This window comes from Neobacillus endophyticus (genome assembly GCF_013248975.1).
Classification (GTDB): domain Bacteria; phylum Bacillota; class Bacilli; order Bacillales; family Cytobacillaceae; genus Neobacillus; species Neobacillus endophyticus.
In genome coordinates this window covers 3,266,330-3,280,173 of sequence record NZ_JABRWH010000001.1, presented here as the reverse complement: position 1 = coordinate 3,280,173, position 13,844 = coordinate 3,266,330, and the positions used below count along the sequence as shown (strand labels likewise).

The window sequence follows — 13,844 nt, the reverse complement described above, 5'->3', positions numbered from 1 at the left end:
AAACCTATACTTCTTACTATAATTTTCCTTACCTGTACATTTCAAGTTTTAACTATAAAGAAAACACGCCGACTGGTGCCCCGCAAGGGCAAAGACAAAAGCGTAGTTGCACTTATGGCTGATAGGAAAGTTAAACTTTCCTATCAGCCAAAAAAGAACCCTCAATGACATTGAGAGTTCTTTTAAACAAATATTGAATTAACGGCTTCCTTTAATATAATGGACACCATCCGCTTTTGGTGCTTCAGCACGGCCGATAAATCCTGTTAATGCCAGAATTGTCAGCACATATGGAGCAATTAGCAAATACACGCTTGGAATGGATTTTAATCCTGGCAAGCTGGAGCCAATGATACTTAAACTTTGAGCAAAACCAAAGAAGACGGCTGCCCCCATGGCACCAAGCGGATGCCATTTACCAAAAATCATCGCTGCAAGTGCCATGAAACCTTGACCACTGATCGTTGCATGACTGAAGTTAGAAGAAATTGCTTCTGCGTATACACCGCCGCCAATTCCCCCAAGAGCCCCTGATAGTATGACGCCAATATAACGCATTTTTGTTACGTTAATTCCCATCGTATCTGCTGCCATTGGATGTTCACCTACAGAACGTAGTCTTAATCCAAATGGTGTTTTGTAAATAATATACCAAGCAATAAACGCAACTATTATGGCTAGATATGAAACCCAATAAGTGTTTTGAAAGAAAATTGGCCCAATAACTGGAATATTCTTTAGAACAGGAATATCAATTTTGTTAAAACTTTGCTGAATGATATCTGTTTCACCTTTGTTGTAAATAAATTTTACTAGGAATGTCGTGATTCCCGTTGCTAATAAGTTGATTGCAACACCTGATACAGTATGATCTGCTCTAAAGGTAATAGCCGCAACGGCATGAAGGAGTGAAAATACTGCACTGGCAATCATCGCTACTAATAATGAAATCCAAGGAGTAGCGGCACCAAAAGTGTGAGCAAACGTTAAATTAAAAACAATGGAAGTAAATGCCCCAACCCACATCAAACCTTCTAGTCCAATATTGACTACGCCGGAGCGCTCCGAGAAAACACCGCCTAATGCTGTAAAAACAAGAGGAGCTGCCCATAGTAATGTGGAAGGAACGATGATCATTAATATTTCCATGAAGCTCATTTACTTCGCCTCCTTTTTACTAATCCGTTCAAGAAACCAGCGAATAATGTAACTTGATGCTACGAAGAACACAATTAAAGCAATAATGATATCTACAAGCTCGTTTGGTACACCTGCTTCAAGCGGCATATTTAATGAACCTACTTCTAGGGCTCCAAAAAGTAAAGCTGCGAAGAAAACTCCGATTGCTGTGTTTCCTCCAAGTAACGCAACGGCAATCCCGTTAAATCCAACGCCGGTAAAGGAGCTTTTTATTGCAATATATCCAAATGTTCCTAAGCCTTCCATTGCACCTGCCAGCCCGGCAAAAGCACCAGAGATGACCATAGACAGAATGATGTTTTTATTAACACTCATTCCGGCATAATGTGCAGCATCTTGATTATATCCTACTGCACGTAACTCATACCCACGAGTTGTTTTTTCCAACAAAAACCACATGATAAAACAACAAATAATAGCTAAGAAAATTCCCCAGTGTAAACGAGAATATTGTGTTAAGCTTTGCAGAAATGGTGAAGCAAGAGATGCAGAATCCGGTATATTCGGTGTTCTTTCTTGTCCATTTGTAATTACATTTTGAATAATACTATTGCAAACATACAATGCTGTGTAGTTCATCATGATCGTAACAATAACTTCGTGTACACGAAAACGTGCTTTTAGTAATCCTGGAATATAGGCCCAGAGTGCACCTGCGACAATGGACGCTAAAATAGCAAGTGGCAAGTGAATAAATTTTGGAAGGTGGAAAGCAAGTCCTACCCAAACAGATGCAAGCCATCCTACTAAAAATTGTCCTTCAACCCCAATGTTAAATAATCCGACACGGAAAGCAAAGGCAACAGCAAGACCTGCTAGAATATATGGTGTAACCTGCCGAACTACCTCACCAAAATAATACGGACTGCCGAAAGCTCCATCCCATAAAGCCGTAAAGGCTGCTACAGGGTTATAACCCGTGCATAGCATAATAATCGTTCCAACTATTATCCCCAGTAATAGCGCAATAATAGGTGTTAAAATACTTTGAAAGCGTTTAGACATGTGTTCCTTCCCCCGCTTCTTTACTATTCGAACCTGCCATTAATAATCCAAGTTCTTGTTCAGACGTTTCTCTCGGATTAACGATCGCTACTATTTTTCCCTCATAGATGACGGCAATACGATCGCTGACATTCATGATTTCATCCAGTTCAAATGAAATAAGTAATACAGCTTTTCCATTATCACGTTGTTCAATTAAGCGTTTATGAATAAACTCAATGGCTCCTACATCAAGTCCCCTTGTCGGCTGAGCTGCAATCAAAAGATCTGGATCACGATCCACTTCACGTCCGATAATCGCTTTTTGCTGATTTCCCCCAGAAAGAGCTCTTGCCAATGTATATTCACTCGGTGTCCTTACATCAAACTCTTCAATTAATTTCTTAGCTTTACTGTAAATTTCTTTGAAATTTAAAATTCCATTTTTTGAAAACGGTTTCTTGTAATAAGTTTGTAATACCATATTTTCAGCAATCGGATAGTTTAATACAAGCCCGTGCTTATGTCTATCTTGAGGTATATGTCCCACGCCTGATTCCGTAATTTTACGCGGTGACAAACCAAATAATTCTTTACCATTTAATTTGATGCTGCCATTTACTGATTTCCTTAAACCCGTGATTGCTTCAATCAGTTCTGATTGCCCATTGCCATCGACACCAGCGATACCAACAATTTCACCTGCACGTACAGTTAAATCCAAACTATTAACTGCAGTTACACCTCGGGCATCTTTCACTACTAAATCTTTTATTTCCAATACTTCTTGCTTCGGCTCTGACGGTTTTTTCTCCGTCTTAAATACAACCTCGCGTCCAACCATAAGGCTGGCAAGTTCGTTTGGATTTGTTTCACTAACATTTACAGTTCCGATCCCTTTTCCTTTGCGGATTACAGTACAACGGTCGGCAACTTCCATAATTTCCCTCAATTTATGTGTAATGAGAATGATGGATTTGCCCTCTTTAATAAGCGTTTTCAAGATTTGCATTAATTCTTCAATCTCTTGTGGTGTTAAAACGGCTGTCGGTTCATCAAAGATTAGAATTTCTGCACCACGGTATAACGTTTTTAAAATTTCTACCCTTTGCTGCATTCCAACAGAAATATCAGAAATTTTTGCTTGCGGGTCTACAGCCAGACCATATCGTTCAGAAATTTCTCGTACTTCTTGTTCCGCTTTTTTCAGGTTTATTCTACCACCGCTTGTGATTTCTTTTCCTAGGATAATATTTTCTGTAACTGTAAATTTCTCAACAAGCATAAAGTGCTGGTGAACCATTCCAATTCCAAGTTCATTTGCTATATTAGGATTTGAAATTTTAACAGGTTTCCCTTTAACGCGGATCTCACCCTGCTCTGGTTGGTACAAACCAAAGAGAACATTCATTAATGTGGATTTCCCTGCACCGTTTTCTCCAAGCAAAGCATGGATTTCCCCCTTTTTTAATTGAAGGGTAATATTATCGTTCGCAACAAAATTCCCAAATTCTTTGCGGATATTTAGCATTTCAATTACATATTCCATCTTTTCTCACTTCCCTTAAAAGTATAAAAAGTAAGTTTACTAAGTAGTAAGAGGTCAGACCTTTATAAGTTTTAAAAAAAAAGCTTTTTTAAAATCCTAAGTGAAAAGCGGAATTTTTCTGCTCTTCAATTAAGATTTTATATTTATTAATGAGGGAGGGGGCAGGTTGTGCCCGCTCATCCTCATTTTCAACGCCACTATTATTGTGCTTTGAAAGTTGCTAATTCTTTACGAGTTGATGGAACTTTTAAAGAACCAGATTTAATTTTAGCTGACCAATCGCTTACAGCTTTTTCAATCGCTGCTTTTGCAGGATCATCTGGATTGATTGGAGCAAGACCAACACCGTCTTCAGCTAAACCATAAGTTGTTGTTTTTCCGCCAGGGAACTGACCATTCATTGTTTTTGTAGAAAGGTCTTTAACTGCATTATCTACACGCTTCATAGAAGAAGTAATGACAATATTTGTTTGTTTTCCACCAGCTGTTACAACGCCTTCTGCGCTCTGGTCAGAGTCAACACCAATTGCCCAAATTGCTTGGCTTGGATTTTTTGCTTTGCGGTCACGTGCTTCCTTAAATAAACCGTTACCAGTTGCACCTGCAGCAGCAAAGACTACATCATCACCTGAAGAGTACATTCTAGAAGCAATAGCTTGACCTTTAGCAGCATCTGTAAAGCTTGCCGCATATTGAATGTCAACAGTTGCTTTTGGATTAGATGCTTTTACACCTGCAACAAAACCAGATTCAAAGCGCTCAATAACAGCACTTTCCATACCGCCGATAAAGCCGATTTTGTTTGATTTTGTTGTTAAGCCTGCAGCAACACCAGCTAAGAATGATCCTTCATTTTCTTTAAATAGGATACTAGCAACGTTTGGTTCATTAACTACGTCATCAACGATAGCAAATTTAGTGCTTGGAATTTGTTTTGCAATCTTATCAACATCTTTTGACATCATGAATCCAATACCATATACCAAGTTAAATCCTTGATGTGCTAAAGTGTTCAAGTTTGTGGCATAGTCAGCATCAGATTGTGATTGAAGGTAGTCATAACCACCCTTGCCTTTTTGCATATTGTTGTCTTTTCCAAACTCTTGAAGACCTTGCCAAGCGGATTGGTTAAAAGATTTATCATCAATTCCGCCAACATCTGTTACCATTCCAACAGAAAAAGATTTTTTGTTATCCTTATTCGTTGGAGCAGTGTTATTGTTAGTTTTACCACACGCACCTAAAAGTGTTCCAGCTGCAAGGACAAGCGATATAGCTAATCCAAAATTACGCTTTTTCATGGTTTGACCCCCTATGAAATATTGTTTGATAGTAGAAATGCTTCAAGCAAGGAATGGTATCGTTTTCAAAACTTATATAAGAAAACTATACGCGTTTTCTTAAAACATGAAAACTAAATTTATCTGCTTTAAAATAGTTTACCGAATATAAGATGGGTTCATCCATTTCATCGAAATGCATTTGTTTTAATACCAATAATGCAGTCTCAGGATCACATTCAAGAATCGGGGAAATTTTCTCGTGATAACCAATAGGCTCTATTTGGGCAACTGCATATGTAATTCGGCGATTTGCCTCCTCATCCAATATGTTGAAGATTGATTCTTCTTTATGGGAAAAGGTTTCAGGCAAAATGTGTTCTGGGACCTTATCGATACAATAAACGACAGGTTCACCATTCGCGGTTCTTACCCTCTCAATTACCACTATTTCCTCGGAAACAGAACATGAGAAACGACGAACATCCTCTTCGGTTGGACCCTGTTTGGATGACCTTAAGAAAATAGTCCCTGGAATCATACCAGCTTGTTTAATCATGTCAGTGACACTATTCAATTGTTCAATACCAGATGTAAATAAAGGTTTGGCATTAACAAATGTACCGACACCATGCCTCCGGATAATCACATTTTCCTCTTCGAGGATGCGAAGCGCCTCACGAAGAGTTGCTCTGCTAACACCCAGCTGCTTTGCAAGATCAAATTCAGAAGGAAGTTTTTCTTTTTGTTTGTATACTCCCTTTTCAATATCCTGCTTTAGGTGATCGATTACTTGTAAATATAAATGCCGGTTATCTGACTTAATTGACATGCTGTTTCCTCCAGCCTTTTTCCTAAGACATCAGACCTCTGATATCATTCCTACTAATCGAAATTTATCTTAACATGTTTTTTAGGATAAATAAATAGTATTTCATGATTTTGTCGAAAAAAGACATGAATCAGAAAATTGTCAAAAAAGCAGAGATTTTCCGGCGGAAAATCTGTTATAATTAAATTTGGCTTTTTAGGAAGATGTAATGATCTGGAACAGCAATAGTCAAAAATAAATGAATGCATTCATTACTATAGTACCTTCTTTTTGAAAAATTACTATAAAAAAAGAGCCATTCGGCTCTTTTTTTATGAACTTTTTTCTTCATTAGGTTTCGTTATCAGCACAGCACGTGGTTTACTTCCTTCATAAGGGCCAACCACACCCCTTGCTTCCATTTCATCTATCAGTCTTGCCGCACGTGTATATCCAATTCGGAAACGGCGCTGCAGCATGGAAACAGAAGCGGTTTGCATATCTACGATTAAATCAACAGCCTCTTCATATAAATCGTCATCAACAGCGCCGGTTACTTCTGGGAGATCATCAGGTATCATTTCTTCCTGATATTGTGCCTTTTGCTGTGAAATAACAAATTCTACTGTTTCCTCAACCTCCTGATCCGATAGAAAAGCGCCTTGCACACGAACTGGCTTAGATGCTCCTACTGGCAAAAATAGCATATCTCCCCTGCCAAGCAATTTTTCTGCACCGCCCATATCGAGTATCGTTCTGGAATCAGTAGCACTGGAAACGGCAAAGGCAATCCTTGATGGAATATTGGCTTTGATCACACCTGTAATAACATCAACAGAAGGTCTTTGAGTCGCAATTATTAAATGAATCCCTGCAGCCCTTGCCATTTGGGCCAGTCTGGTAATGGAGTCTTCCACATCGGATGAAGCAACCATCATCAAATCAGCTAATTCATCAACGATGACTACAATATAAGGCAGCAGCGGCTGCTTTTCGTTTTCCTCTAAATTGTACCTTCTAATATGATCGTTATATCCTTCGATATTGCGAGTCCCTGTATGAGAAAATAATTCGTATCGTCTTTCCATTTCACTCACGACTTTTTTCAATGCTTGGGATGCTTTTTTAGCATCCGTTACAACTGGTGCAAGTAAATGAGGAATTCCATTGTATACATTTAGTTCTACCATTTTCGGGTCAATCATCATTAATTTGACTTCATGCGGCTTTGCCCTCATAAGAAGACTGGTTATAATTCCATTGATACAAACACTTTTACCACTCCCTGTTGCACCGGCCACGAGTAGATGGGGCATTTTATTTAGTTCCGCAACCATGGCTTCACCAGTAATGTCCCTGCCAAGCCCAATCATCAATTTGGCATCAGGCTGATCATATTGAGTAGCCTCCAAAACCTCTCTTAAAGAGACCATCGCAACTTCTGAATTCGGCACTTCGATTCCTATCGCTGATTTGCCAGGAATTGGCGCCTCTATTCGAATTCCTTTAGCAGCAAGTGCTAATGCAATATCATCACTAAGACTAACAATCTTACTTACTTTAACACCGACATCCGGGTGTACCTCATATTTTGTTACTGCAGGCCCTAAATGAACTTGGGTAACTCGCGCTTTCACCCCAAAACTTTGAAAGGTTCTTTCAAGTTTGGCTGCATTCGCATGAATAAGCTCATATTCGCCGCTTTGATCCGTTTTCTTCGGCAATTTTAAAAGTCTTAGCGGGGGTAATTCATAATCTACATTCTCCACTTCGGTATTGAAAGAAATGGATGGCGTATTATCATCCTCTTCCTCTTGCTTTTTGTTTGTCCTTTTTTCTTGTGCTTGTTCATTACGATTTATTTCTGCTGGTGCTTCTTCATAAGCCCGATCAGCAAAGCTTGAAATAATCGGTTCCTGGAACCGCGTTTCCTCAGGTTCAGGCTGAGACTGGAACGTGATGGCGGGCTGTACTTCATTTGGAGTATCTTCCTGAGATTGTCTTCTCTGTGCTCTTTTCTCATTCTTTCGTTCCTGCTGTTTCTGCTTCCACTCGGTTATATCGTTCTTAAAGGCATCCCATTGGCCCTTTATAAAATCAAGGATAGTTAAAATAACTTTGCCAACGAAATCTCCGAAAGATTTTCCTGTAATCAAAATAATACCTGCAAGAATGAAAATGAAGGCTATAATTTTGGCACCCGCTTCAGAAAATAAGAAATTGGCAATAGCAAACAGGACGGCACCAATCATTCCACCTCCTAAATCAGGTGTTGTGGTCTGGTTGAATAATTCATCCTTAAAGATATTGAAAGTACTGCTTATGACGCTTGGTGATTTAAATTGTCCATTTTTTGATAGTGAATGAAATAACAAAATATGACTATATAGCAAAATGGAAGCTATTACAAAGTATATTCCGATTAATTTACTATGGAAGAAAAAGGGCATTTCTCTTTTCCAAATAAGGAAAACACTTAGGAGAATGAGCCCAAATAAACCGAGCATATACCATTCACCCATCCAAAAACGGAAAAAGAGAACCGTCGCTCTTCCTACAGCCCCCATCTTCGCTATTGAAATAATGGATAGCGCAAGAATGGCTATAGCTGACAGTTCGTATTTTATTGTACGTTTTAGTTGATTATCGCGACGTTTTGATTGTCTTCGCTTTTTTTTCGCCATTTGATCACCTTACAGTTTAGTTGTTGTAGTCTTATCGTGCTGATATTTTTTTAATATAAAGGAAGAAAGCAGCCTTATTGGCTGCTCTTGTCTGCGTAACCTGATTATACCATAGTTTAACTTATAATGCGGACAATCCATCCAGGTTCATTAAAGAAATTTTTGCACCGGGATAGATTTTATCATCCATATAATGCTGGGGATCAGTGCTTAGGATTCGAATGACGTGAACATCCTGTTGATCCGTTAATTCTACCAACAATGGGATTCCTTGGTAGGTTATCATTTGCTGTTTCCGATAGTTTTCCGCATTATACGGAAAAATCAATTCGTGAGGGACCATCGTATATAAAATCATTGAATCAGCCCCTCATTTTCTTCTTTTTGCAGATCGATCATTTCATTTAATTTCTTCATTGCATGGCCGATTCCGCCAACCTCATCTATGAGGCCATATTTGACCGCATCTGTACCGACCACATTTGTACCGATATCCCTAGTTAAATTTCCTTTTGCAAACATTAGCTCTTTAAAGGTTTTTTCCGGAATTTTCGAATGCTTTATAACAAAATTTACAACTCTCTCCTGCATTTTGTCCAAATATTCAAAGGTTTGGGGGACCCCTATGACCAATCCGGTTAGCCTGATTGGATGAATTGTCATTGTGGCCGTCTCTGTAATAAAGGAGTAATCGCATGAAACGGCAATAGGAACTCCAATCGAGTGTCCGCCTCCTAATACAATAGAGACGGTTGGTTTGGAAAGCGTAGCCAGCATTTCTGAAATGGCCAGTCCCGCTTCCACATCACCGCCAACCGTATTTAAGATAATTAATACGCCTTCAATTTTCGGATTCTGTTCAATGGCAACTAGCTGCGGAATGATATGTTCATATTTTGTTGTTTTATTTTGCGGCGGAAGTGCCATATGTCCCTCAATTTGGCCAACAATGGTTAAACAATGAATTTTTGTATCAGAAGAGAGCTGCGGCACATTGGTCTGTCCGAGCTGTTGAATTTTTTCTATTAAATTAGATTGTGGCTTTTCCTCTTTTTGAGGTTCCCCACCCTCTTGATTATCGAATTCATGTTTTAATAAATAAGAATCCATGGTCTTTCTCCCTTCAAGCATGATATTTCTTAGTATTTACATTGGAAACAAATTCATGCTTAAAAGAAAAAGGACAGTTATCCGACATAAGAAAAGGTACCAGTTCCAGTCAACCAGTACCTGATCTTTCTATTATTACACTTCCATTATGATTGGCAAAATCATCGGTCTTCTCTTTGTTTTCTCAAACAAATATCGATTCAATTCATCTCTTATTTCTTGCTTTAAACTGGACCATTCCAAAGTGTCTTTAGCAATATTTCTTTCCACAATGTCCTTGACTAATTTAGTCGAATCGTCCATTAATTTTTCCGATTCACGGACATAAACAAATCCTCTTGAGATGATTTCCGGTCCAGCCGCTATTTTCTTCTCCTGCTTTCTCAATGTGACCACAACAATCAAAATGCCATCTTGAGATAATAATTTTCGATCTCGCAGAACAATATTTCCGACATCTCCAACTCCAATACCATCGATGAGAACATTACCAGATGGAACTTTCCCTGTAATCGATAGTTTTCCGTCCTTCCATTCTACAATCTCGCCAAGGTCAGGAATCAAGATCTGTTCATTTGTCATTCCGATTTCTAGCGCCAGCTTGCGATGTGCTTTTAACATCCGATATTCACCATGAACAGGGATAAAAAACTTTGGATTCATCAAATTCATCATAAATTTCAATTCTTCTTGGCTTCCATGGCTTGTTACATGAATGATCTTCTTACCGGAGACAACATTGGCTCCTACCTTGTAAAGCATGTCAACAGTTTTAGATAAGAACAGTTCACTCCCACGAAGTGGTGAAGCGGCAATCAGGACGGTGTCATCCGGCTGGATATTAACGAGCTTATGGGTTTGTTTTGCCATTCTTTGCAGAGCTTCGATCGGCTCTCCTTGACTCCCGGTAGCAAGAATGACCAATTGATGATTTTGATAATCCTTTATCTCATTAACTGGGATAATTAAATCATTTGCTACCTCTAAATATCCTAAATCTAATGCAATATGATAAATTCGTTCAAGGCTTCTGCCTACGACAGCTACTTTGCGATTGTTTTCATAGGCTGCATCAAATATATGCTGAATTCTGCTAATATCGGAGGCATAACAAGCAGCAATTATTCTGCCTTGGGCATTGTAAAATGCATGAGATATTTCCTTCGCAACGGTTGCTTCAGACGTGGTATATCCCGGTTTTTCTGCTTCTGTACTGTCAGATAATAAACACAATACGCCTTGTTCACCAATCGCTGTCATTTTTCCGATTTCTGGTTTGTATAACTTGGTAGCAGCTTGATCAAATTTAAAATCACCTGTATAGACTATACCGCCTTCGGATGTATGTACACAAACACCAATGGAGTCAGGAATACTATGGTTCGTTCTAAAAAAACTAACATTCACTGAATCTAATTCCACCATCGTATTGGACGTCACTTCAATGAAGTTTGTTTTGCCTTGATAATCCTGTTCTTTAAGCTTTGCATTGGCAAGTGCAAGAGTCAATTTTGTACCGTACACGGGTACATCTAGATGCCTTAATACATATGATAGTGCACCCATGTGATCTTCATGTCCATGTGTTAAAAAAATGGCCTTGACCCGATCCCTGTTTTCTCTTAAATACGAAATATCTGGAATCACCATATCGATGCCAAGCATTTCTTCCTCGGGGAACATTAAACCGGCATCAATGACCAATATGTCCTTGTCCACTTCAACAAGATACATATTTTTTCCGATTTCTCCTATACCACCAAGTGCGATTACCTTAATGGATTCATTTTTTATCTTAATCACGTTTCCATTTCCTCCTATGCTCTGGGTTGATCCGACCGAAATCAGTTATGACTATTATACTTGAAATATGAAAAGCTTTACAACCAAAAAGAGACAAGCCAGCCGTGACGACGGCTGGCTTGATTTTAAATGATTATTTGCATGTTAAAACTTGAATGGTAATTTACACTCCAAACAACAGCTAAACTATATCTAATCTATTTTTTATTCATTAAAGCACTTAATGTAGCTCGTTCTTGTTCGGTTAAGCCGATTAATGGCAGCCTAACTGATCCTACATCCAAGCCTTTAAACTGTAAAGCTGTTTTCACAGGTGCAGGGCTTGGAGCAGCAAATAACCCCTGCATAAGGGGCAATAGCTTTTGATGACATTTTGCAGCTGTTTTCGTGTCACCTTCAAAAAATGCTTTCATCATTTCTTGCATTTCATTTCCAATTACATGTGATGCAACCGAAACAACCCCCTCGCCGCCAATGGCAAGAATCGGGAGCGTTAAACTGTCATCACCACTATATAACAAAAAGTCATCTGGAGTATTCGCAATAATTTGTGTCATTGCATTTAGATCTCCGCTTGCTTCTTTGATTGCCTTAATGTTTGGTATTTCCGCAAGGCGAATCACTGTTTCGGGATGAATATTTACTACTGATCTTCCTGGAATATTATAAACCATTACCGGTAATACGGTTGCCTCTGCAACTGCTTTAAAATGCAGGAACAACCCTTCTTGGTTCGGTTTATTATAATAGGGTGCAACCACTAAAATTCCATCCACGCCCAGCTGTTCTGCCTTTTTGGTCAGCTCTATAGAAGCATAGGTGTTATTACTCCCTGTACCAGCAATAACTGGAATTCTATTTTTCACTACTTTAACAACATGATCGAATAATGCCAGTTTTTCTTCCTTAGATAACGTTGGTGATTCACCCGTAGTGCCTGCCACCACTAGTGAATCAGTGCCATTTTCAATTAAATAATTGATTAATTTTGTTGTCTTGGCAAAGTCAATATGCCCTTTACTGTCAAAAGGGGTTACCATTGCCGTGGAAACTCGCCCGAAATGAACCATCTTCCTACTCCTCTCGTTTTAGCGGCAAGCCCTAACTATCCATCCTTGAACGGAATGGATTTTCTATTCAGAAGTAAAAAGCAAATAAAACCTACATTTTAAATTCAATAGATTCTTCCTCTAATTGAAATGCATCATGCAAAGCGTTGACCGATTTAACAAGATCCTCTTGCTTTACTAAAACCCATATAGTAGTATGACTATCCGCCGATTGCAGAATACGGATGCCATGATCAGATAATGCAGTGACAATTTTAGACGTTACTCCAGGGACACCTGCAATGCCTGCTCCTACAACGGACACCTTGGCACAATGTCTTTCCACTACAGGGTCATGCCCAAGTTCTTGTAACACTTGAATGGCGTGGTCCGTCATTTCTTCTGTTACCGTGTAGACGACACCATTCAGTGATATATTAATAAAATCAACACTTATTTTTTCATTTGCCATCGCTTTAAATACTTCGGCTTGAAGATTATATTGATCTTTTTTGGCAAATACTTTAATTTGAGTCACATTCGAAACATGGGCAATACCTGTTACAAGCCGCTCTTTTATGTCGCTTCCACGGCTATTTTTACTAACCGATGTTACCAATGTTCCAAGAGAGTCAGAATAGGTTGAGCGGATGCGAATTGGAACTTTTGCCTGCATGGCTATTTCAACTGCTCTTGGATGAATAACCTTTGCCCCTTGGTAAGCCATATTGCATACTTCTGTATAAGTAACTACTGAAAGCGGACGTGCATTTTCTGCTATTCTGGGGTCAGCCGTCATGATTCCTTCGACATCAGTAAAAATATCAATCCATTCAGCGTTCAATGCAGCACCAAGTGCAGCTGCTGAGGTGTCGCTCCCCCCGCGGCCGATGGTTGTAACATCTCCATTTTTGGCAGCCCCTTGAAAACCGGCAACAACCACTACATCATGATTTTCCAATTCTCTTAGTAATCTGTCACATTTCATTTCATAAATTTTTGCATTAGTATGGTCATTATTCGTTTTAAATCCAGCTTGTGCACCGGTTAAGGCTGTTGTTTTGATCCCGCTTTCGAGCAGCATATTCGTAAAAACCACACTGGAAATAATTTCTCCGCAAGACAATAATAAATCCTGTTCCCGTTTGGAAATTTTGCTTAAATTGCCGCCAATAAGGGATAACAATGTATCCGTTGCATATGGATCTCCTTTTCTTCCCATCGCAGATACGACTACTACCACTTTATAACCATCAGCTAATGCTTTTTCTATATGACCTTGAGCATGCTTTCTGCTCTTTTCATCTTTAACGGAAGTTCCCCCGAATTTTTGAACAATAATTTTCATAATAGACCTGCCTTTGTACTGTTGCT

At 39.0% G+C, this 13,844-nt stretch carries 11 protein-coding genes; all 11 read right to left on the bottom strand.

Going from position 1 to position 13,844, the window contains the following annotated elements:
• Positions 1-198: 198 nt before the first annotated feature.
• Entirely contained in the window at positions 199-1,158 is a 960-nt protein-coding gene (locus HPT25_RS16190) for an ABC transporter permease (RefSeq protein WP_173066276.1), read from the bottom strand.
• The gene (locus tag HPT25_RS16185) at positions 1,159-2,205 is read right to left on the bottom strand and encodes an ABC transporter permease (protein ID WP_173066273.1); all 1,047 of its coding nucleotides are present in this window, start codon (positions 2,203-2,205) and stop codon (positions 1,159-1,161) included. It lies immediately after the preceding gene.
• Positions 2,198-3,733 (bottom strand): guanosine ABC transporter ATP-binding protein NupO, encoded by a 1,536-nt coding sequence (locus HPT25_RS16180; RefSeq protein ID WP_173066270.1) that lies wholly within the window; start codon positions 3,731-3,733, stop codon positions 2,198-2,200. The genes HPT25_RS16185 and HPT25_RS16180 overlap by 8 nt, the downstream gene beginning before the upstream one ends.
• 200 nt (positions 3,734-3,933) lie before the next feature.
• Positions 3,934-5,034: a BMP family lipoprotein gene (locus tag HPT25_RS16175; RefSeq protein ID WP_173066267.1), complete on the bottom strand. Its 1,101-nt coding sequence runs from the start codon at positions 5,032-5,034 to the stop codon at positions 3,934-3,936.
• Positions 5,035-5,119: 85 nt separating this feature from the next.
• The gene (locus tag HPT25_RS16170; protein WP_173066264.1) at positions 5,120-5,845 is read right to left on the bottom strand and encodes a GntR family transcriptional regulator; all 726 of its coding nucleotides are present in this window, start codon (positions 5,843-5,845) and stop codon (positions 5,120-5,122) included.
• Positions 5,846-6,156: 311 nt separating this feature from the next.
• Complete coding sequence (locus HPT25_RS16165) at positions 6,157-8,508, bottom strand: DNA translocase FtsK (protein ID WP_173066261.1); 2,352 nt, start codon at positions 8,506-8,508, stop codon at positions 6,157-6,159.
• A gap of 121 nt (positions 8,509-8,629) precedes the next feature.
• Complete coding sequence (locus HPT25_RS16160) at positions 8,630-8,866, bottom strand: YlzJ-like family protein (RefSeq protein ID WP_173066259.1); 237 nt, start codon at positions 8,864-8,866, stop codon at positions 8,630-8,632.
• Entirely contained in the window at positions 8,863-9,618 is a 756-nt protein-coding gene (locus tag HPT25_RS16155) for a ClpP family protease (RefSeq protein WP_173066256.1), read from the bottom strand. The genes HPT25_RS16160 and HPT25_RS16155 overlap by 4 nt, the downstream gene beginning before the upstream one ends.
• 135 nt (positions 9,619-9,753) lie before the next feature.
• Positions 9,754-11,421, bottom strand: coding sequence for a ribonuclease J (locus HPT25_RS16150; RefSeq protein WP_173066254.1), 1,668 nt, complete (start codon positions 11,419-11,421; stop codon positions 9,754-9,756).
• Between the two features lie 197 nt (positions 11,422-11,618).
• The gene (gene dapA, locus HPT25_RS16145; RefSeq protein ID WP_173066252.1) at positions 11,619-12,491 is read right to left on the bottom strand and encodes a 4-hydroxy-tetrahydrodipicolinate synthase; all 873 of its coding nucleotides are present in this window, start codon (positions 12,489-12,491) and stop codon (positions 11,619-11,621) included.
• A 91-nt stretch (positions 12,492-12,582) separates the two neighbouring features.
• A complete protein-coding gene (dapG, locus tag HPT25_RS16140) occupies positions 12,583-13,818 on the bottom strand; it encodes an aspartate kinase (protein WP_173066249.1) in 1,236 nt (411 codons plus the stop codon).
• Between the last annotated feature and the right edge of the window lie 26 nt (positions 13,819-13,844).